The organism is Pseudomonas entomophila (genome assembly GCF_018417595.1).
GTDB lineage: Bacteria > Pseudomonadota > Gammaproteobacteria > Pseudomonadales > Pseudomonadaceae > Aquipseudomonas > Aquipseudomonas entomophila_C.
Genome location: NZ_CP070982.1, coordinates 222,673 through 243,688, shown reverse-complemented (window position 1 = coordinate 243,688; position 21,016 = coordinate 222,673). Strand labels below are relative to the sequence as shown.

Annotated in this window: 19 protein-coding genes and 1 pseudogene; 13 read left to right on the top strand and 7 right to left on the bottom strand. The window is 64.9% G+C overall.

Annotated elements, in window-relative coordinates; translation table 11 throughout:
- Positions 1-49: 49 nt before the first annotated feature.
- The 4 genes from JYG34_RS01025 to JYG34_RS01010 form a co-directional block, all read right to left on the bottom strand.
- Positions 50-1,015, bottom strand: a complete 966-nt coding sequence (locus tag JYG34_RS01025) for a sulfonate ABC transporter substrate-binding protein (protein WP_213659139.1) — start codon at positions 1,013-1,015, stop codon at positions 50-52.
- 96 nt (positions 1,016-1,111) lie between these two features.
- Positions 1,112-1,705: an NADPH-dependent FMN reductase gene (ssuE, locus tag JYG34_RS01020; protein ID WP_213659138.1), complete on the bottom strand. Its 594-nt coding sequence runs from the start codon at positions 1,703-1,705 to the stop codon at positions 1,112-1,114.
- A 323-nt stretch (positions 1,706-2,028) separates the two neighbouring features.
- Positions 2,029-2,667 (bottom strand): peroxiredoxin, encoded by a 639-nt coding sequence (locus JYG34_RS01015; protein WP_213659137.1) that lies wholly within the window; start codon positions 2,665-2,667, stop codon positions 2,029-2,031.
- A 164-nt stretch (positions 2,668-2,831) separates the two neighbouring features.
- The gene (locus JYG34_RS01010; protein WP_213659136.1) at positions 2,832-4,172 is read right to left on the bottom strand and encodes an OprD family porin; all 1,341 of its coding nucleotides are present in this window, start codon (positions 4,170-4,172) and stop codon (positions 2,832-2,834) included.
- A gap of 628 nt (positions 4,173-4,800) precedes the next feature.
- Between JYG34_RS01010 and tauA the strand changes: the two genes are divergently transcribed.
- The gene (gene tauA, locus JYG34_RS01005; RefSeq protein WP_213659135.1) at positions 4,801-5,772 is read left to right on the top strand and encodes a taurine ABC transporter substrate-binding protein; all 972 of its coding nucleotides are present in this window, start codon (positions 4,801-4,803) and stop codon (positions 5,770-5,772) included.
- A gap of 13 nt (positions 5,773-5,785) precedes the next feature.
- Complete coding sequence (gene tauB / locus JYG34_RS01000) at positions 5,786-6,565, top strand: taurine ABC transporter ATP-binding subunit (RefSeq protein ID WP_213659134.1); 780 nt, start codon at positions 5,786-5,788, stop codon at positions 6,563-6,565.
- Here the strand turns inward: tauB and JYG34_RS26530 are convergent.
- Positions 6,542-6,619: pseudogene (locus JYG34_RS26530) on the bottom strand (hypothetical protein); the annotation flags it as partial. The gene tauB and the pseudogene JYG34_RS26530 sit on opposite strands and share 24 nt — an antisense overlap.
- Between JYG34_RS26530 and tauC the strand changes: the two are divergent.
- Together tauC and tauD are read left to right on the top strand one after the other, a co-directional pair.
- A complete protein-coding gene (gene tauC / locus JYG34_RS00995; RefSeq protein ID WP_434011659.1) occupies positions 6,619-7,401 on the top strand; it encodes a taurine ABC transporter permease TauC in 783 nt (260 codons plus the stop codon). The pseudogene JYG34_RS26530 and the gene tauC sit on opposite strands and share 1 nt — an antisense overlap.
- Before the next feature lie 48 nt (positions 7,402-7,449).
- Positions 7,450-8,283, top strand: coding sequence for a taurine dioxygenase (tauD, locus tag JYG34_RS00990; protein WP_213659132.1), 834 nt, complete (start codon positions 7,450-7,452; stop codon positions 8,281-8,283).
- A gap of 118 nt (positions 8,284-8,401) precedes the next feature.
- Here tauD and betT read toward each other — a convergent pair whose 3' ends face one another.
- Positions 8,402-10,363 (bottom strand): choline transporter BetT, encoded by a 1,962-nt coding sequence (gene betT, locus JYG34_RS00985; RefSeq protein ID WP_213661091.1) that lies wholly within the window; start codon positions 10,361-10,363, stop codon positions 8,402-8,404.
- A 330-nt stretch (positions 10,364-10,693) separates the two neighbouring features.
- Positions 10,694-11,626, bottom strand: coding sequence for a serine O-acetyltransferase EpsC (gene epsC / locus JYG34_RS00980; RefSeq protein WP_213659131.1), 933 nt, complete (start codon positions 11,624-11,626; stop codon positions 10,694-10,696).
- Between the two features lie 329 nt (positions 11,627-11,955).
- On the opposite strand from epsC, the gene tcyJ reads away from it, so the two are divergent.
- The 9 genes from tcyJ (at position 11,956) to JYG34_RS00935 (ending at position 20,927) form a co-directional block, all read left to right on the top strand.
- A complete protein-coding gene (gene tcyJ, locus JYG34_RS00975) occupies positions 11,956-12,750 on the top strand; it encodes a cystine ABC transporter substrate-binding protein (protein WP_213659130.1) in 795 nt (264 codons plus the stop codon).
- Positions 12,747-13,415 (top strand): cystine ABC transporter permease, encoded by a 669-nt coding sequence (gene tcyL, locus JYG34_RS00970; protein WP_011531635.1) that lies wholly within the window; start codon positions 12,747-12,749, stop codon positions 13,413-13,415. The genes tcyJ and tcyL overlap by 4 nt, the downstream gene beginning before the upstream one ends.
- Position 13,416: 1 nt before the next feature.
- The gene (tcyN, locus tag JYG34_RS00965) at positions 13,417-14,178 is read left to right on the top strand and encodes an L-cystine ABC transporter ATP-binding protein TcyN (RefSeq protein ID WP_213659129.1); all 762 of its coding nucleotides are present in this window, start codon (positions 13,417-13,419) and stop codon (positions 14,176-14,178) included.
- Between the two features lie 311 nt (positions 14,179-14,489).
- The gene (locus tag JYG34_RS00960; protein WP_213659128.1) at positions 14,490-15,731 is read left to right on the top strand and encodes an SfnB family sulfur acquisition oxidoreductase; all 1,242 of its coding nucleotides are present in this window, start codon (positions 14,490-14,492) and stop codon (positions 15,729-15,731) included.
- A gap of 85 nt (positions 15,732-15,816) precedes the next feature.
- Positions 15,817-16,998 carry an SfnB family sulfur acquisition oxidoreductase gene (locus tag JYG34_RS00955; RefSeq protein WP_213659127.1) on the top strand — a complete coding sequence of 394 codons (1,182 nt, stop codon included), beginning with the start codon at positions 15,817-15,819 and terminating at the stop codon, positions 16,996-16,998.
- Positions 16,998-18,389, top strand: coding sequence for an LLM class flavin-dependent oxidoreductase (locus JYG34_RS00950; RefSeq protein WP_213659126.1), 1,392 nt, complete (start codon positions 16,998-17,000; stop codon positions 18,387-18,389). Before JYG34_RS00955 ends, JYG34_RS00950 begins: the two co-directional genes overlap by 1 nt.
- Positions 18,382-19,182, top strand: a complete 801-nt coding sequence (locus JYG34_RS00945) for a MetQ/NlpA family ABC transporter substrate-binding protein (RefSeq protein WP_213659125.1) — start codon at positions 18,382-18,384, stop codon at positions 19,180-19,182. Before JYG34_RS00950 ends, JYG34_RS00945 begins: the two co-directional genes overlap by 8 nt.
- A gap of 1 nt (position 19,183) precedes the next feature.
- Positions 19,184-20,293 (top strand): methionine ABC transporter ATP-binding protein, encoded by a 1,110-nt coding sequence (locus tag JYG34_RS00940; protein ID WP_213659124.1) that lies wholly within the window; start codon positions 19,184-19,186, stop codon positions 20,291-20,293.
- Complete coding sequence (locus JYG34_RS00935; protein WP_125466000.1) at positions 20,283-20,927, top strand: methionine ABC transporter permease; 645 nt, start codon at positions 20,283-20,285, stop codon at positions 20,925-20,927. Before JYG34_RS00940 ends, JYG34_RS00935 begins: the two co-directional genes overlap by 11 nt.
- Positions 20,928-21,016: the final 89 nt, after the last annotated feature.

The window sequence follows — 21,016 nt, the reverse complement described above, 5'->3', positions numbered from 1 at the left end:
TCCTCAAGGGTGGCTCAAGCCAGGGCGGCGCCCCGGCGCGGCGAATCGTTCAAGGCGCGCTGGCGACCTTGGCCGGGGGTGTCCAGATCACGTCCTTGATGCTCAAGGGCTTGGGGATCAGCTTCAGGGCGGTGAAGGTGTCGGCGATCTTCTGCTGCGCGGCGATGACCTCCGGGGTCAGCGGCCCAGCGCCGTAACCCTGGCGCTTCACCGAGGTGAGCGTGATGTCGGCGGGCAGGCCGAGCAGCGGCGCGACCTGGTCTGTGACCTGCTGCGGGTTGGCCTGGGACCACTGGCCCACGGCGCGCACTTCCTCGACCAGGGTGTTGATCACCGCCGGATGCTGGGTGGCATAGCCGCGGGTGGCGAGGTAGAACTGGTGGTTGTCGACCAGGCCCTTGCCATCACGCAGCACGCGGGCCTGCAGCTGCTGCTCGGCGGCAGCCTGGTACGGGTCCCAGATCACCCACGCATCGACGCTGCCGCGCTCGAAGGCGGCGCGGGCGTCGGCGGGCGGCAGGTAGACCGGCTGGATGTCGGCGTAGGTGAGGCCGGCGTCTTCAAGGGCGCGGACCAGCAGGTAGTGAACGTTCGAACCCTTGTTGAAGGCGACTTTCTTGCCCTTGAGCTCTTTCACCGACTGGATCGGCGAGCCCTTGGGCACGAGGATCGCCTCGCTGTGCGGCGCCGGCGGTTCGTAGGCGACGTAGAGCAGGTCGGCGCCTGCGGCCTGGGCGAACACCGGCGGCGTTTCACCGGTCACGCCAAAATCGATGGAGCCGACGTTGAGCCCTTCGAGCAGCTGCGGGCCGCCGGGGAATTCGGTCCATTGCACCTGGATGCCTTGCTCGGCCAGGCGCTTCTCCAGCGAACCCTTGGCCTTGAGCAGCACCAGGGTGCCGTATTTCTGGTAACCGATGCGCAGGCTCTCGGCCTGGGCTTGGGTGATGGCGCCGAAGGATACAGCCGCCGCAAACAGGGCGACCAGACCGCGACGCAAGAAGACTGTGCGCATGGCGCTCTCCTGTGCGAGTGGGGTTCGGGTAGCACCTGCTTGCCTCGTTGGCGGGCGAGTAAGGTGGGAACAGCGATGAAACGGTGATGGCCGGGTTCAGATGCTCCAGCGGGCACTGATCAGGCGTTCGTTGAGCACGCCAGGGGCGACCGGCCGAGGCCGGCGCGCCAAGGCGCTGTGGAACGTTTCCAGCGAATCCTGCAGGCGCTGCTCGAGGGCGGGCGCCAGTTGCGCGGGCTTGCTGCCTTCGCCGTAGGTGATCTGGCCGTCGTCGGCGAAGATTCCTTGCAGGGTCTCCTGCGCCTTGAGGGCCGACAGCACGGGCTTGAGCGCGTAGTCCACGGCGAGCATGTGGGCGATGCTGCCGCCGGTGGCGATCGGCAGTACCACTTTGTGTTCCAGGGCGCGCTCGGGCAGCAGGTCGAGCAGGGTCTTCAGCGCGCCGGCGAACGATGCCTTGTACACCGGGGTGGCAACCACCAGGCCGTCGGCCTGGGCCACCAGTTCGTTGAAGTGGCGCACCTGCGGGCTGTCGAAGCGCGCGTGGAGCAGGTCCTCGGCGGGGAACTCCCGCACCTGGAAGGTCACCACCTCGACGCCGCGTTCCTGCAGCCAGTCGCGTGAACGCTCTAGCAGCACGCCGGAGCGTGAACGAAGACTGGGGCTACCACCGACAGAAACAACCAGCATTGAAAGCGCTTCCTTCGATTCGATTGCAGGGCCGAGAGGGTTGGCCCCGCTGGATGGAAATGACATTAACAGCTCGTCACATATATCTATAAATCATATTTTTTTATGTATTTATTCCAATTAATGCTATTTAAGAATCCCCTCTGTAGGAGCGGCTTCAGCCGCGATCACCCGCGAAGCGGGTGCCGGGTGCTGCGGTGGCTGCATCGCGGCTGAAGCCGCTCCTACAGGGATCGTGCATAGCGTTCGGCAGGCATAAAAAAGGGCCGTCGAAACGGCCCGAAGATCCCTGCTTGGCTAAGAGCAATACAACGAGGAATTCCTTAACGATTCGGTTGCGGGGTCAGCCGCAGATAGGGTTTCACCGCCCGGTACCCTTTCGGGAAGCGCTGCTTGATTTCGTCTTCGTCCTTCAGCGACGGCACGATCACTACCTCGTCGCCGTCCTGCCAGTTGCCTGGGGTGGCGACCTTGTAGTTGTCGGTCAACTGCAACGAGTCGATCACCCGCAGGATCTCATTGAAGTTGCGCCCGGTACTGGCCGGATAGGTGATGGTCAGGCGCACCTTCTTGTTCGGGTCGATGACGAACAGCGAGCGCACCGTAAGGGTGTCGCTGGCGTTGGGGTGAATCAGGTCGTAGAGGTCGGAAACCTTGCGGTCGGCGTCGGCGATGATCGGAAAGTTGACCACGGTGTTCTGGGTCTCGTTGATGTCATCGATCCACTTGTGGTGGGAGTCGACCGGGTCCACCGACAGGGCGATGGCTTTCACGCCGCGCTTGGCGAAGTCTTCCTTGAGCTTGGCGGTCAGGCCCAGCTCGGTGGTGCACACCGGGGTGAAGTCGGCCGGGTGGGAGAACAGCACGCCCCAGCTGTTGCCCAGCCATTCGTGGAAGCGGATCTTGCCGGCGCTGGAATCCTGTTCGAAATCGGGGGCGATGTCGCCGAGTTTGAGGCTCATGGAAGCGGCTCCTGTGCTGTGTCTGGCCTGATGGGTTCAATGTGCCTGCTTCCGAATAAAAATAAAAAGAATAAATATCAATTTATTTATAACCAGATTGCATACGAAATGGCAGGCACAAAAAAGCCTCGCACTAGGCGAGGCTTTTCGTGTGCCGCTACGACTTACATGAAGGCGTAAGTGTAGTTCACGAGGAAGCGAGTCTGATCCTGGTCAGCGCTGCTTTCGCCGCTACCACGATAGACGCCTTGGCGCAGGGTGAAGCCCAGGCCTTTGAAGGTGCCTTGCTGAATGGTGTAGTCGACGCGTGCGTCACGTTCCCATTCGTTGTAGGTGCCATGGCCGTTCTGGTTGCGGATGTCGTCACCACGCAGGTAGGCCACGGAAGCCTTCAGGCCCGGCACGCCCAGCGCAGCGAAGTCATAGGAGTACTGACCGAAGTTGGTGTTCTCGCCAGCACGGGCGAACTGGTTGATCATGCTGTCGGTGAACAGGTAGAAGCTGGAGCCGCCAGCGCCTTCGGAAGTACCGCTGTCGTTGACCAGGTTGCCCTGGCCCATCCAGACGAAGCCGCCGTCGTCGCCGACCTGCTGGCGACCGAGCATCAGCGCGTGGCCACCCAGGGTGTAGGTGAACATGGCCGACCAAGTCTTGTTGTCGATCTTGCCCTTGTTCTTGGCATAGCCGCCGTTGTTGTTGAAGTTGTAGGTCGCGTCGTGACCGTTCTTGCCGTCGTTGCTGCTGTCGAAGTAGCGCAGGTCGGTCTTGAACGACTGGTCGTCAGCGATCTTGAAGACGTGGGTCGCGCCCAGGAAGTGCTGCTTGTAGAAGTCTTCCAGGTTCGAGTAGTAGTACTGCAGGGTCAGGTCTGGAGTGAGCTTGTAGTCCAGGCCGCCGTAGCGGAACTTGTTGCTCTCGGCGGTAGCACCGGCAACGGACAGACCGGTGCGGTTGCTCGAGGCACGACCCATGGCGTGGGTCAGCTGACCGGCGTTGATGGTCAGGTTGTCGATTTCCTTCGACTGGATGGTGCCACCCTCGAAGGTCTGCGGCAGCAGACGACCGTCGTTGGAGACCAGGATCGGCAGGTTCGGGGCCAGGGCGCTACCGAAGTGCGCCTCGGTCTTGGAGAAGCGTGCCTTGGCGTTGCCACCGATACGGGCCCACTGGTCTGCGGCGCCTTTGCCATCATCCGGGAAGAAACCGGCTTTGTGATAACCCTTGCCGCCGTCCAGACGGATGCCCCACAGGGCCTGGGCATCAACACCGAAACCGACGGTGCCTTGGGTGAAGCCCGAGATGTAGTCGAGCTTGAAGCCCTGGCCGGACTCACGCTGGTCAGGACGCTTGGCAGTCCCGGTGGCGTGAGCCTCACGGTTGTCGTTGTTGAAGTACATGGTGCGCGAGCTCAGGGACAGCTTGCTGTCCTCGATGAAACCTGCAGCGCCTGCTTGTTGGGCGAGAACCCCCAGTGCCACGGCCAGGGCCAGGCTGGACTTGTACATGCTTTGCTCCTCTACGTTCTAATTTTTGTGCGTCTCAAGCGGCGGGATCTTCTGCCCCACTCGCCTGGATTGGCGATTTAGCACCAATGCGTGACCGCCAAGTCAATCGTTGACGGCTGATTTGCGACTTTGGTCTAACCCGCAACCTGCGCTACAGGATAATGACAATCCTATAAATCCAAAATGACCGTTTTATGAATCTGTAAGATTTTTACGGAATAACATTGGAACCTTTACTGCCATTCGATGTATCGACGCTGTCAATCATACCTTTAGGTTATGTGCAAACGTTTGCCGTAGAGCGGCCCGTTGCTTGCCCCAGCGGAGCCGAGGAAGGCTAGCAGGGAACCCGGATTCCGCCAGTCAGCAAGCGCCCTCCGTAGGAGCGGCTTCAGCCGCGATGCAGGCGCTGCAGTATCCGGCCCCCGCTTCGCGGGTGATCGCGGCTGCAGCCGCTCCTACAGAAGTCGTATCCGATCAATGGCTTGAGTTTTGCGCCATGGGCACCGGCCATGCTCAGAGCATTTGGCTTTTAAGCTAATGCAAAAAAGTTATTTATTTTTAATTTCTTAGATCATCTAGTCTTCTCGCCATCCATACCCCCATTTGCCTGACGAGAGGTTCAACCATGATCCCGCATGCTCCGCTGCGCCTGTTCGCCGCCCTGACCCTCGCCGGCGCCAGCTGGTTGGCCCAGGCCGCCGACCTGACCGTCGCCTACCAGACCACCGTCGACCCGGCCAAAGTGGCCCAGGTCGATGGCACCTATGAAAAGGACAGCAAGGCCAGCATCGACTGGCGCAAGTTCGATAACGGCGCCGACGTGATCACCGCCGTGGCCTCGGGCGACGTGCAGATCGGCTACCTCGGCTCCAGCCCCCTGGCCGCCGCCGCCACCCGCAAGCTGCCGGTCGAGACCTTCCTGATCGCCACCCAGATCGGCGCCGGCGAGGCGCTGGTCGCCCGCGACAGCATCAAGACCCCACAGGACCTGGTCGGCAAGAAAGTCGCCGTGCCTTTCGTGTCCACCGGCCACTACAGCCTGCTGGCCGCGCTGAAGGCCTGGAATATCGACCCCTCGAAGGTGCAGATCCTCAACCTGACGCCACCGGCGATCATCGCTGCCTGGAAGCGCGGCGACATCGATGCCACCTACGTCTGGGACCCGGCCCTGGGCGTGGCCAAGGAGAACGGCAAGGTGCTGATCACCTCTGGCGAGCTGGCCGAGAAAGGCGCGCCGACCTTCGACGCCTGGATCGTGCGCAAGGACTTCGCCGCCAAGCACCCCGAGATCGTCAGGTCGTTCGCCAAGGTGACCCTCGACGCCTACGCCGACTACCGCAAGGACCCGCAGGCGTGGCTGGCCGACAAAGACAACGTCGCCAAGCTGGTCAAACTGTCCGGCGCCAAGCCGGCCGACATCCCGGTGCTGCTGCAGGGCAACGTCTACCCGCTGGCCGCCGACCAGGCCAGCGCCCTGGGCGCGCCGACCACCCAGGCACTGACCGACACCGCCACCTTCCTCAAGCAACAGGGCAAGGTCGAAGCCGTGCTGCCGGACTACTCGCCCTACGTCAGCGCCCAATACCTGCCCAACTGATCCGGAGCCCGTCATGGCCTTGCTTGAACTGGAGCGCATCAGCGCACAGTACCCCGGCGCCACCACCCCGGTGCTGGCCGACATCAACCTGAGCCTCGGGCCACGCCAGTTGCTGGTGGCCCTCGGGCCTTCCGGCAGCGGCAAGACTTCGCTGCTCAACCTGATCGCCGGGTTCGTCGCCCCCAGCGACGGGCGCATTACCCTCGATGGCGCGCCGGTACAAGGCCCCGGCGCCGAGCGCGGCGTGGTGTTCCAGGACGATGCCCTGCTGCCCTGGCAGGACGTGCTGGCCAACGTCGCCTTCGGCCTGGAGCTGGCCGGCGTGCCCCGCGCCCAGCGCGAAGCCAAGGCCCGTGAGATGTTGGCGTTGGTTGACCTGGCGGGCTTCGCTGAACGACGTATCTGGCAACTCTCGGGTGGGCAGAAACAGCGCGTGGGCCTGGCCCGTGCGCTGGCCGCCGACCCTCGGGTGTTGCTGATGGACGAGCCCTTCGGTGCCCTCGACGCCTTCACCCGTGAACAGATGCAGGAGCTGTTGCTGCAGGTCTGGCAGCGCACCGCCAAGCCGGTGTTCCTGATCACCCACGACATCGAGGAAGCGGTGTTCCTCGCTACCGAACTGGTACTGCTGGCCCCCAACCCCGGGCGTGTGGTCGAGCGCCTGCAACTGGACTTCGGCCAGCGCTATGCCGCTGGCGAGTCGGCCCGGGCGATCAAGTCCGATCCCCGCTTCATCGAAACCCGCGAGCACGTGCTGGCACGGGTATTTTCGCAACGCCAGGAGTCCGCATGAGCACCATCGAATTGCCGGCCGCCGCCAAGCAGGCCCAACGGACGCAACCTGCAGTGAAACCCCGCAAGCCCTTGCCGACCCGCTGGATCAGCACCCTGACCCTCGCCACCTTGCTGCTGGCCTGGTGGCTGGTGACCGCCGCCGACTGGATCGAACCGCTGTTCCTGCCCCCGCCCGGCGACATCCTGGCCAAGGGCTGGACCCTGATCACCCAGGGCTACATGGATGCCAGCCTGTGGCAGCACCTGGGCGCCAGCCTCGGCCGCATCGGCCTGGCCCTGCTGGCCGCCACCCTGACCGCCATCCCGGTGGGCCTGGCCATCGGCTACAACCGCGTGGCCCGTGGCATCCTCGACCCGCTGATCGAGTTCTACCGGCCGATCCCACCACTGGCCTACCTGCCGCTGATCGTGATCTGGTGCGGTATCGGCGAGCTGTCGAAGGTGCTGCTGATCTACCTGGCGATCTTCGCCCCGATCGCCATCGCCACCGCCACCGGCGTGCGCACCGTCGACCCGGCCAAGTTGCGCGCCGCCCAGTCGCTGGGCGCCACCCAGGCCCAGCTGATCCGCCATGTGATCCTGCCCAGCGCCCTGCCCGACATCCTCACCGGCATCCGTATCGGGCTTGGCGTGGGCTGGTCGACCCTGGTCGCCGCCGAGCTGATCGCCGCCACCAGCGGCCTGGGCTTCATGGTGCAGTCGGCGGCGCAGTTCCTGGTCACCGACGTGGTGGTGCTGGGGATCCTCCTGATCGCCCTGATCGCCTTCGCCCTGGAGATGGGCCTGCGCGCCCTGCAACGCAAGTTGGTGCCCTGGCACGGGCAGAGCCATTGATAGCCGAATGACCACGCCGGCAACCCGGCACCTGGAACGAGAAATGATATGAGCCTGACCGTAACCCCTCTCAGCCCGGCCCTCGGCGCGCAGATCAGCGGCGTGGACATCAGCCGCGAGATCACCATCGAACAGCGCGACGCCATCGAGCAGGCGCTGCTCAAGCATCAGGTGCTGTTCTTCCGCGACCAGCCGATCACCCCCGAGCAGCAGGCACGTTTCGCCGCGCGCTTCGGCGACCTGCACATCCACCCGATCTACCCCAACGTGCCGGAAACACCGCAGGTGCTGATCCTCGACACGGCGGTCACCGACGTGCGCGACAACGCCGTGTGGCACACCGACGTGACCTTCCTGCCGACGCCCGCGTTGGGTGCGGTGCTCAGTGCCAAACAGTTGCCGGCCTTTGGCGGCGATACCTTGTGGGCCAGCGGCATCGCCGCCTTCGAAGCGCTGTCGGCGCCGCTGCGCGAGATGCTCGATGGGCTGACCGCCACCCATGACTTCACCAAGTCGTTCCCGCTCGAGCGCTTCGGCACCACGCCGGAGGACCTGGCGCGCTGGGAAGCGACCCGGCGTAACAACCCACCGCTGTCGCACCCGGTGGTGCGCACCCATCCGGTCAGCGGGCGCAAGGCGTTGTTCGTCAATGAAGGGTTCACCACGCGTATCAACGAGCTGAACGAGCAGGAGAGCGAGGCGTTGCTCAAGCTGCTGTTCGCCCATGCGACACGGCCGGAGTTCAGCATTCGCTGGCGTTGGCAGGAGAACGACGTGGCGTTCTGGGACAACCGCGTCACGCAGCACTTCGCGGTGGATGATTACCGGCCAAGCCGGCGGGTGATGCACCGGGCAACCATCCTGGGGGATGCGCCGTTCTGAAGGGCCCAGAGGGGGCTTCGGCCTCCTTTCGCGGCACAAGGCCGCTCCCACAGGAGATCGCGTTCCCCTGGAGGGGCGGCCTTGTGCCGCGAAAGGGCCGCAAAGCGGCCCCAACGGTCTATCTGACCAAATGCAGGTACTGCATGTGCCGCTCGTACTGGTCGAGGATGTCGTTGATGATCTGCTCTTTGCTGTAGCCCACCAGGTCATAGTTCTGGCTGCCTTCGCTCAGGTGCACCTCCGCCCGGTAGTAGCGGCGGTTCTTCAGCTCTTGAGTGCCCAACCCACCCAACGCGAACGAGGGTGTGAAGTAGCCACGCATCTGCACCTGGTAGATGAACGGCTGCTCCTCGCCATGGCCGATCTTCAGGCTGACGTTGTCGTGGCTTGGGTCGTCCTGGGTGATCAGCACCAGGCCCTTCTGCTCGAACACCTCGCGCACCTCGGCGATCGCCGGGCGCACCACGTCATCCATGAAGCGGTACACCTCGTCCCGCGACGGGAAGTGCACGGCCTGGCTCAGGCGCTGGCGCCAGCCGCCACGCCCGCGCCGCGACTGGGCGAACGGCGCCAGCGAGTGCATCTGCGCGATCTGCCGCTGGCTCTCCAGGTAGAAGGCCTTGTGCAGCCCCCACATCATGCACAGCAGGATCAGCGAGAACGGCAGCGAGGTCAGCACCACCGCCGACTTCAGCGAATCGATGCTGCCGGCGAACAAGAGGCCGCCAGTGATCAGCGCGGTCATCGCGCCCCAGAATATCCGCAGCCAGTTCGGGCCATCCTCGTCGGCGCCGCCGCCCTTGGCCGACAGCGTCGACAGCACCACGGTGCCGGAGTCGGCCGAGGTGACGAAGAACACGAAGCTGATGAACACCGTCACGGCGATCACCGTCTTGCTCCAGGGGTAGGTCTCCAGCAGCAGGTACAGGCTCATCGACGGGTTGTCGAGGGCCGACTGGCCGAGGGCGGTCATGCCATGGTCGAGCACCTGGCTCATGGCGCTGTTGCCGAAGATCGACATCCACGCCAGGGTGAAGCCCAGCGGGATCAGCAGCACGCCGAAGACGAACTCGCGGATGGTGCGGCCCCGGGAAATGCGCGCGATGAACAGCCCCACGAACGGCGCCCAGGCGATCCACCAAGCCCAGTAGAACACCGTCCAGCCACCCAGCCAGTCGCGGTTCTCGCCATAGGCGTACACATCGAAGCTCTTGCGCGGCAAGGCGCCGAGGTAGTCGCCGAGGTTCTGGATCAGCGTGTTGAACAGGTGCTGGGTGGGGCCGGCGAACAGCACGAACAGCAGCAGCGCGCAGGCCAGGAACAGGTTGATGTCGCTCATCACCCGCACACCCTTCTCCACCCCGGCGACCGCCACGGCCACCGCCGCGCCCATCATCAGGGCGATCAGCAGCACCTGCACCCACTGGCTGTGGCTGAGGCCGAACAGGTAGTCGAGGCCGGCGTTCAGGTGCAGCACGCCAAAGCCCATGTCGGCGCCCAGGCCGAACACCGTGGCGATGATGCCGAAGCCGTCCACTGCGTAACCGATCGGGCCATTGATGCGCTTGCCGATCAGCGGGTACAGCGCCGAACGCAGGGCCAGTGGCAGGTTGTGGCGGTAGGCGAAATAGGCCAGCGCCATGCCGACGAAGGCGAACACACCCCAGCCGTGCAGGCCCCAGTGCAGGAACAGGATCTGCATCGCCTGGCGCCCGGCCTCGGCCGTGCCCGCTTCGCCTTGCGGTGGCTGCAGCATATGGGTCAGCGGCTCGGAGACGCAGAAGAAGAACAGGGTGATGCTGATGCCGGCGGCGAACAGCATGCCGGCCCAGGACAGGTAACTGAACTCGGGCTCGTCGTGGTCGGCACCGAGCTTGAGCTTGCCGTAGCCGGACAAGGCGGTGACCACCACGAAGACCAGGTACAGGGTCATGGCCAGCATGTAGTACCAGCCGACGGTGTTGGCCGCCCAGTTCTGCGCCGCCAGCAACCACTCGCCCGCAGCCTGCGGCTGGGCGATGACCACCAGGCCAAAAATGAGGATGAAACTGGCCGCGAAGTAGAACACGGGGGGGTTCATGCGGATCTTGCCGTTGGCAAGCTCGGGGGTCGGTGCACTCATTGAACGGGCACCTCGTCGAAGGACGTGAGGTTCGGATTGAACGGGTTCAGCAAAGGCGATTCCTCCTTTTGAACACCGGCAATGGACCAGCGTTTTTCGTTGAACAAGCGTTCAAGTTAAACATGGATCGGCGTTCAATGCGACCCGATGTCGCTGGGCGGGAGCCTTGCGGGGCTGCCGTGCAGGCTTTCGCCAGCAAGCCGGATCCTACGGTCTAGACAGGTTTGCGCTACACGTAGGAGCCGGCTTGCCGGCGAACAAATCAGAAAAGCCAACGGCAATACAAGGTCAATTCTTATCCTGGCAATCGAGCTGCAGGTTGGCCTGGGTGATGTTGCTGTCAGCCGGCACGCTGCGGGTCAGCCAAACGTTGCCGCCGATGGTCGAGCCCTTGCCGATGGTGATCCGCCCGAGAATGGTCGCACCGGCATAGATCACCACGTCGTCCTCGACGATCGGGTGGCGCGCCAGGCCTTTGTGCAGGGTGCCCGACTCGTCGCTGGGGAAGCGCTTGGCGCCCAGGGTCACGGCCTGGTAGATGCGCACCCGCTCGCCGATGATCGCGGTTTCGCCGATCACCACGCCGGTGCCATGGTCGATGAAGAAACTCTGGCCAATGCGCGCGCCAGGGTGGATGTCGATACCGGTGGCCGAGTGCGCCAGCTCCGAGCTGATCCGCGCCAGCAGCGGCAGGCCGGCCTGGTACAGGTGGTGGGCCAGGCGGTGGTGGATGATCGCCAGGATGCCGGGATAGCACAGCAGCACTTCATCGACGCTGCGCGCCGCCGGGTCGCCGTGGTAGGCGGCCAGCACATCGGTGTCGAGCAGCACGCGCAGGGCCGGCAGGGCCGCGGCGAAGTCCTGGATCAAGCGCAGGGCGTGGCCGTCTACGTCGGTGACCTCGGTCTTGCCGTGGCGCGCGGCGTAGCGCAGCTCCAGGCGGGCCTGGGCCAGCAGGGCGGTGAGCGCGGCGTCGAGGGTGTGGCCGACGTAGAAATCCTCGCTCTCTTCGCGCAGGTCCACCGGGCCCAGGCGCATCGGGAACAGCGCGCCACACAGCTGCTCGAGAATCTGCCGCATCGCTTCGCGCGACGGCAACTCGCGCCCGCCCTGCTCGCCGCTGCTGCGGCCATTGCGGCTGCGCCACTGTTCACGGGCACTGCGCAGGCCGCTGACGATGCCCTGCAACTGCCAATGCCCTGTTGATGGTTGTTCGCTCACGGTGTTTCTCCTGCCGGGTAGGCCATCTGCCTTGTTATTGCCTGTTCCGGCCTCTTCGCCGGCAAGCCCGCTCCCCCAGGGTTGGTGCTCAACCTGTGGGAGCGGGCTTGCCCGCGAAGAGGCCAATACTGGATAGATGCAACCCACAATACGTCAAATCTTCCCCTTGGAAAAAACAACGCTTTATTCCATCCTGAGCTAAGTCGGGCATAAGCCATTGCGGAAAGCAAAACTGGAATAACAACCTGATTTTTTATTATTTCCCGACCTATAAAGCCCACCTCTATAGTCGCCACCTCACTACTTCCACAACAAGCGCGGGGCCTGCCATGACCAAATTCGCCAAACCCCTTCTCAACGCCAGCCTGGCGCTCCTGCTCGGCGCCGGCCTGCTCGGCCAGGCCTTCGCCGGCGAGCAACTCAAGACCATCCAGGAAAAAGGCGTGATCAACGTCGGCCTGGAAGGCACCTACCCACCGTTCAGCTTCCAGGACGAGAACGGCAAGCTGGCAGGCTTCGAGGTCGAGCTGTCCGAGCTGCTGGCCAAGGAGCTCGGGGTCAAGGCCAAGGTCCAGCCAACCAAGTGGGATGGCATCCTCGCCGCCCTGGAATCCAAGCGCCTGGACGTGGTGATCAACCAGGTCACCATCTCCGAGGAGCGCAAGAAGAAGTACGACTTCTCCGAGCCCTACACCATCTCCGGCATCCAGGCGCTGATCCTGAAGAAGAAGGCCGAGCAGCTGAATATCAAGACCGCGCAAGACCTGGCGGGCAAGAAAGTCGGCGTGGGCCTGGGCACCAACTACGAGCAATGGGTCAAGCAGGACGTACCGAAAGCCGAAGTACGCACCTACGAAGACGACCCGACCAAGTTCGCCGACCTGCGCAACGGCCGCATCGACGCCATCCTGATCGACCGTCTGGCCGCGCTGGAATACGCGCAGAAAGCCAAGGATACCGAACTCGCCGGCGCCCCGTTCTCGCGCCTGGAAAGCGGCGTGGCCCTGCGCAAGGGCGAGCCTGAACTGCTCGAGGCGCTGAACAAGGCCATCGACAAGCTCAAGGCTGACGGCACGCTGAAACAGCTGTCCGAGAAGTACTTCGGTGCCGATGTCACCAAATGATCGCTGAAAGCCTGCAACTCGTTGTCGACTCCGTGCCCTTCCTGTTGAAGGGCGCGGGCTATACCGTGCTGCTCAGCGTCGGCGGCATGTTCTTCGGCCTGGTACTGGGTTTTGCCCTGGCACTGATGCGGCTGTCGAAGATCCTGCCGCTGGACTGGCTGGCGCGCATCTACGTGTCGTTCTTCCGGGGCACGCCGCTGCTGGTGCAGCTGTTCGTGATCTACTTCGGCCTGCCGCAGATCGGCATCGAGCTCGACCCGATCCCGGCGTCGCTGATCGGCCTGTCGTTGAACATGGCGGCGTACATCTGCGAAATCCTCCGCGCCGCGATATCCTCGATCGACCGTGGCCAGTGGGAAGCCGCGGCCAGCATCGGTATGACCCGCACCCAGGCCATGCGCCGGGCGATCCTGCCGCAGGCCCTGCGCACTGCACTGCCGCCGCTGGGTAACAGCTTCATCTCGCTGGTCAAGGATACCGCCCTGGCGGCGACCATCCAGGTGCCCGAGCTGTTCCGCCAGGCGCAGCTGATCACCGCCCGGACCTTCGAAGTCTTCACCATGTACCTGGCTGTCGCGGTGGTCTACTGGATCCTCTGCAGCATCCTGGCGCACTTCCAGAACCGCATGGAAGCGCGGGTCAACCAGCACGACCAGGAGCACTGAGATGATCGTAGTAGAGGGCCTGACCAAACGGTTCAAGGGCCAGACCGTGCTCAACGGCATCGACCTGACCGTGCAGCCCGGCGAAGTGGTGGCCATCATCGGCCCCAGCGGCTCGGGCAAGACCACCTTCCTGCGCTGCCTGAACCTGCTGGAAACCCCCGATGCCGGGCGTATCCAGATCGGCGACATCACCATCGATGCCGGGCGCCCGCTGGGTGGCCAGCAGAGTGCGATCCGCCGCCTGCGCCAGCAGGCCGGGTTCGTGTTCCAGAACTTCAACCTGTTCCCCCACCGTACCGCCCTGGACAACGTCATCGAAGGGCCGGTGATCGTCAAGAAGACGCCCCGCGAGCAGGCCGTCGAACTGGGCAGGCGCCTGCTGGCCAAGGTCGGCCTGGCGGGCAAGGAAGACGCCTACCCCCGGCGGCTGTCCGGTGGCCAGCAGCAACGGGTGGCCATCGCCCGTGCCCTGGCCATGGAGCCGGAGGTGATCCTGTTCGACGAACCCACCTCGGCGCTCGACCCCGAACTGGTGGGTGAGGTGCTGGCGACCATCCGCGGCCTCGCGGAGGAGAAACGCACGATGATCATCGTCACCCACGAGATGAGTTTCGCCCGTGACGTGGCCAACCGGGTGATCTTCTTCGACAAGGGCGTGATCGTCGAACAGGGCGAGGCCAAGGCGTTGTTCGCCGATCCGAAAGAAGAACGCACCCGGCAGTTCCTGCGCAAGTTCCTCGGGACCGCCGCCGCGCAAGACTGAAATCCGGCGTTGTCTTCTTCGCGGGTAAACCCGCTCCTACAGGATCGCTGCTGAACCTGTAGGAGCGGGTTTACCCGCGAATGCTTTCGCACATCCGAAGCCGATTCCGACTTCTATGGATATTCCAAAGAGTTAGTTCATAAAACTTTTATAAACGAATAGGGTATATCCACCGGACCACCGGACCAGCAAACGTCTGTCGCCATCAGCTGAGGCGGCACATTCAACTTTGTGAGGTAAGGAATGGTCAGGATCACAATCACCCCAGTGGCCAACGCCAGGGCATTGAGTGCAGCCAAGGAGCGGTACTGATGTCCAGCCAGCCAACTACCCAATTCCACAGCGATATCGACAGCTCGCCGCTGCTGCTGCCGGCCAAGGTGCTGAGCAATGACGAGGAGGCCCTGCAAGCCGCCCGCGAGTTGGCCCAGGTGGCCCGCCAACAGGCCGCGCGCCGGGACCAGCAACGCAAGCTGCCGTGGGCCGAGATCGAACAGTTCACCCGCAGCGGCCTGGGCAGCATCAGCGTGCCCAAGGCCTTCGGCGGCCCTGAGGTCTCCTACGCAACCATCGCCGAAGTCTTCCGCCTGATCAGTGCAGCGGACCCTGCGCTGGGGCAGATTCCGCAGAACCAGTTCGGCATTCTCCAACTGATACGCCTGACGGCCACCGAAGCGCAGCAGGAAGCGATCTTCCGTGCCGTGCTCGACGGCTGGCGCATCGGTAATGCCGGCCCTGAACGTGGCACCAAGGACACGCTCACGCTCAAGGCCCGCATCACCCGCGACGGCGATGGCTATCGCATCAGCGGCGAGAAGTTCTATTCCACCGGCGCCCTGTTCGCCCATTGGGTGGCGGTCAAGGCCTTGGACGACGAGGGGCGTCAGCGCCTGGCGTTGGTTCGTCGGGGCAGCCCGGGGCTGCGCATCGTCGACGACTGGTCCGGCTTCGGCCAGCGCACCACCGCCAGCGGCACCGTGCTGCTCGACCAGGTGCCGGTGGAGGCCGACCTGGTCATCGACAACTGGCGCCACCGGGAGCAACCCAGCACCCAGGGCGCGGCCTCGCAACTGATCCAGGCCGCCATCGACGCCGGCATCGCCGAAGCGGCCATCGACGACGCGATCCAGTTCGTGCGCGAGAAATCGCGGCCGTGGATCGAAGCCAAGGTCGAGCGCAACAGCGACGACCCCTATGTGATCGCCGACATCGGCCGCCTCAAGCTCGACCTGCACGCCGCCGAAGCGCTGTTGCGCAAGGCCGCGCAGGTGCTCGACGAGGTCAACGCCGGCCCCGTCGACGACACCGCCGCCGCGCGGGCGTCGATCGCCGTGGCCGAAGCCAAGGTGCTCACCACCGAGATCTCGCTGCAGGCCAGCGAGAAACTCTTCGAGCTGGCCGGCAGCCGCGCCAGCCTGGCCGAGTTCAACCTCGACCGGCACTGGCGCAACGCCCGGGTACACACCCTGCACGACCCGGTGCGCTGGAAGTACCACGCCGTCGGCGCCTACTACCTCAACGGCACCCTGCCTGCCCGCCATTCCTGGATCTGATTCAAGGCCCTTCGCCGGCAAACCGGCCCCTACGCAATCCCCGTAGGAGCCGGCTTGCCGGCGAACAGCCCCTGTGGAGAGCACAATGACTGCATCCCTCATCACCAGCGACGCCCAAGCCCTGGCCGTCGCCGAAGAAATCGCCCAATCACTGCGCCACGACAGCGCCGCGCGCGACCGCGAGCGCCGCCTGCCCCATGCCGAACTCGACCACTTCGTGCAGACCGGCCTGTGGGGCATCAGCGTGCCCAAGGCCTACGGCGGCGCTGGTGTGTCCAGCGCTACCCTGGCCAAGGTCATCGCCCGGATCGCCCAGGCCGACGCCTCGATCGGGCAGATCCCGCAGAACCACTTCTACGCCCTGGAAGTGCTGCGGGTGAACGGCACCCCGGAACAACAGAAGCGCCTGTATGCGGAAGTGCTCGCCGGCCGCCGCTTCGGCAACGCCCTGGCCGAGATCGGTACCAAGAACGCCCATGAGCGCACCACTCGGCTGACCCGCGACGGCGACCATTTGCGCATCGATGGCCGCAAGTTCTACTGCACCGGGGCCCTCTATGCCCAACGCATCCCGACCCTGGTGATCGACGAACAAGGCGTGTCGCACCTGGCCTTCGTGCCCGCCGACACTCCGGGCATCGAGGTGATCGACGACTGGAGCGGCTTCGGCCAGCGCACCACCGGCAGCGGTTCGGTGGTATTCACCAACGTGTTCGTTCATGCCGACGACGTGGTGCCGTTCCAGAGCGCCTTCGATCGCCCGACCACCGTCGGCCCGCTGGCGCAGATCCTCCACGCCGCCATCGACACCGGCATCGCCCGCGCCGCCTTCGAGGACGCCCTGCACTTCGTGCGCAGCCGCAGCCGGCCCTGGATCGACTCCGGCCTCGACAAGGCCAGCGACGACCCGCTCACCCTGAAAAGCTTCGGCCACCTGGCGATCCGCCTGCATGCCACCGAGGCCCTGCTGGAGCGCGCCGGCGAAATCCTCGACATCGCCCAGGCCGACAGCAACGCCGAAACCCTGGCCGCCGCCTCCATCGCCGTGGCCGAGGCCCGGGCGATCAGCACCGAGATCTCGCTCGCCGCTGGCACCACCCTGTTCGAACTGGCCGGCAGCCAGGCCACCCTGGCCGAGCACAACCTCGACCGCCACTGGCGCAACGCTCGCGTGCACACCCTGCACGACCCGGTACGCTGGAAGTACCACGCCATCGGCAACTATTACCTCAACGACGAGAAACCACCACGCCGGGGGACCATCTGATGGCCCGCCAGATCCTGCTCAATGCCTTCAACATGAACTGCATCGGGCACATCAACCATGGCCTGTGGACCCACCCACGGGACACCTCGACCCAGTACAAGACCCTGGAATACTGGACCGACCTCGCCCGCCTGCTGGAGCGCGGGCTGTTCGACGGCCTGTTCATCGCCGACATCGTCGGCACCTACGACGTCTACGGGCAGTCGGTGGACGTGCCACTGAAGGAGGCCATCCAACTGCCGGTCAACGACCCGCTGCTGCTGGTCTCGGCCATGGCCGCAGTGACGAAACACCTGGGCTTCGGCCTCACCGCCAACCTGACCTACGAGGCGCCCTACCTGTTCGCCCGGCGCCTCTCCACCCTCGACCACCTGAGCAACGGCCGGGTCGGCTGGAACATCGTCACCGGCTACCTCGACAGTGCCGCCCGGGCCATGGGCCTGGAGCAACAGCCCGAGCATGACCGCCGCTACGACCAGGCCGACGAGTACCTGCAGGTGCTGTACAAGCTGCTCGAAGGCAGCTGGGACGACGACGCCGTGGTCGCCGACCGCGAACAGCGCGTGTATGCGCGCCCGGACAAGGTGCGCAAGGTCGAGCACCACGGCGAGTTCTACAAGGTCGAGGGCTACCACCTGTGCGAACCCTCACCCCAGCGCACACCGGTATTGTTCCAGGCGGGCAGTTCGGCGCGCGGCCTGGCGTTCGCCGGCAACCATGCCGAATGCGTGTTCATCAGCGGCCAGGACAAGCCGTCCACCCGCGCCCAGGTCGACAAGGTGCGCGCGGCGGCCAAGGCGGCCGGGCGCGATCCCCAGGCGGTGAAGGTGTTCATGGGCCTCACCGTGATCGTCGCCCCGACCGAGGAGCAGGCCCGTGCCAAGCACGCCGAGTACCTGCGCCACGCCAGCGCCGAGGCGGGCGTGGCGCACTTCGCCAGCTCCACCGGTATCGACTTCTCGCGCTATGAACTGGACGAACCCATCGGCTTCGCCAAGGGCAACGCCATCCAGTCCGCCACCCGCCAGTTGCAGGACAGCGCCTGGACCCGCCGCCGCCTGCTCGAGCAGCACGCACTTGGCGGGCGCTACGTGACCCTGGTCGGCGCCCCGGAGCAAGTGGCCGAGCAACTGATCGCCTGGATCGACGAAACCGGCCTGGACGGCTTCAACCTGGCGCGCACCGTCACCCCGGAGAGCTACGAGGACTTCATCGACCTGGTGATCCCCGAACTGCAACGCCGCGGCCGCTACAAGACCGCCTACACAGACGGCAGCCTGCGCCAGAAGCTGTTCGCCACCCCCCACGCCCACCTGCCCGCCGACCACCCCGGCGCCGCCTACCGCAACCCACATGTCCCTGCCCCGACTGGAGCCCTGCACCATGCTTGAGAAACTGTTCCGGCCCGTCGCGGCCATCGCCCTGGGCCTCGGCCTGTCCGCCGCCGCGTTCGCCGCCGAACCACTGAAGATCGGCACCACCGCAGCCTTCGCCATCCCACTGGAAGCGGCCGTGGCAGAGGCCCACAAACAAGGCCTGGAAGTGAAGCTGATCGAGTTCAGCGACTGGATCGCACCGAACGTCAGCCTCAACAGCGGCGACATCGACGTGAACTACTTCCAGCACATCCCGTTCCTGGAAAACGCCAAGGCCGCCGCTGGTTTCAACCTGGTGCCCTACGCGCCGGGGATCATCAACAACGTCGGCCTCTACTCGAAGAAATACAAAAGCTTCGCCGAGCTGCCCGAGGGCGCCAGCGTGGCCATCGCCAACGACCCGATCAACAGCGGCCGCGGTTTGCAGTTGCTGGCCAAGGCCGGGCTGATCACCCTCAAGCCGGGCGTCGGTTACAAGGCCACCGAGGACGACATCGTCGCCAACCCGAAGAAGATCAAGATTCTCCAGGTTGAAGCGGTGCAACTGGTGCGCGCCTATGACGACGCCGACCTGGTCCAGGGCTACCCGGCCTATATCCGCCTGGCCAACAGCTTCGACGCCACCTCGGCGCTGCTGTTCGACGGCTTGGAGAACAAGGAATACGTGATCCAGTTCGTGATCCGTCCGCAGGAGAAGGACGACCCACGCCTGGCCAAGTTCGTCGACATCTACCAGCACTCGCCCGCCGTGCGCGCCGCCCTGGACAAAGCCCACGGCAAGCTCTACCAGGCCGGATGGGAAGGCTGACATGGCCCAGGCCAGCGCCCTCAGGGCGCCCGTCCCGCCCGCCGCACCGCACAAGGCCACGGAGCAGGCCCTGCGCCCGGACGTGAACCAGGCCCACGTGCGCTTCATCGGCCTGGGCAAGACCTACCCGGGCCAGGCCCAGCCGGCGTTGCACGGCATCGACCTGAACATTCGCCGCGGCGAGATCTTCGGCATCATCGGCCGCAGCGGCGCCGGCAAGTCGTCACTGCTGCGCACCATCAACCGCCTGGAGCAACCCAGCCAGGGCCGGGTGCTGATCGACCAGGTGGATATCGCGCCGTTCGACGAAGACCACTTGGTGGCCCTGCGTCGGCGCATCGGCATGATCTTCCAGCACTTCAACCTGATGTCGGCCAAGACCGTGTGGCAGAACGTCGAGCTGCCGCTGAAGGTGGCCGGGGTGGCGAAGGCCGAGCGCCAGCGCAAGGTGCGCGAGCTGCTGGATCTGGTGGGTCTTTCGGAAAAGCATCATGTGTACCCCGCGCAACTGTCGGGCGGGCAGAAACAGCGCGTCGGCATCGCCCGGGCGCTGGTGCACGACCCCGAGATCCTGTTGTGCGACGAGGCCACTTCGGCGCTGGACCCGGAAACCACCGCCTCGATCCTTGAGCTGCTGCGCGACATCAACCGGCGCCTGGGCCTGACCGTGGTGCTGATCACCCATGAAATGGCAGTGATCCGCGATATCTGCCACCGTGTGGTGGTGCTGGAGCGTGGCGAGGTGGTCGAGCAGGGCGAGGTCTGGCAGGTGTTTGGCGCACCGCGCCATGAGGTCACCCGCACGCTGCTGGCACCCTTGCAGACACGACTCCCCGAAGCATTGCAGGCCGGCCTGCGCGCCAGCCCAGCCAGCCGCGACGCGGCCGTGGTGCTCAGGCTCAATCTGCTGGGCGAGCCAGAGTTGAGCACCCTGTTCGCTGACCTGGGTGGGCGGGTGCGCCTGCTGCAGGGCGGCATCGAGACCATCGGCGAGCATGCCCTGGGGCAACTGATCCTGTCCGTGCGCGGCTCGCCGCTGGACACCCGTCAATTGTTGGAGCGCGCCCGTCGCTGGGCTGCGGACGTGGAGGTGCTTGGCCATGTGGATTGATCGCTTGCTGCAAGGCCTGCTCGACACCTTGCTGATGGTCGGCGTGTCGTCGCTGGTCGCGCTGCTTGTCGGCGTGCCGATGGCGGTGCTGCTGGTCACCAGCGACAAGGGCGGGATCTTCGAGGCGCCGGCGCTGAACCGGGTGCTGGGCGCCATCGTCAACCTGTTCCGCTCGATCCCGTTCCTGATCCTGATGGTCGCGCTGATCCCCTTCACCCGCCTGGTGGTCGGCACCACCTATGGCGTGTGGGCGGCGGTGGTGCCGTTGACCATCGCGGCGACGCCGTTCTTCGCGCGGATTGCCGAGGTGAGCCTGCGCGAGGTCGACCATGGCCTGATCGAAGCGGCACAGGCCATGGGCTGCCGGCGCTGGCACATCGTCTGGCATGTGCTGCTGCCCGAGGCGCTGCCGGGAATCGTCGGTGGGTTCACCATCACCCTGGTGACGCTGATCAACTCGTCGGCCATGGCTGGCGCGATCGGTGCCGGGGGGTTGGGAGACATCGCCTATCGGTATGGGTACCAGCGCTTCGACAGCCAAATCATGCTGACCGTGATCGTGATGCTGGTGGCGTTGGTGGCGGTGATCCAGCTGGGCGGGGATCGCCTGGCGAAAGGGTTGAACAAGCGTTGAGCCATTCGCCATGCAGGAGCGGCCCTAATTGTCTTGCTGCCAGGAGAATAGCAGGGCCGCCCTGCGGCCCTTTCGCGGTACCAGGCCGC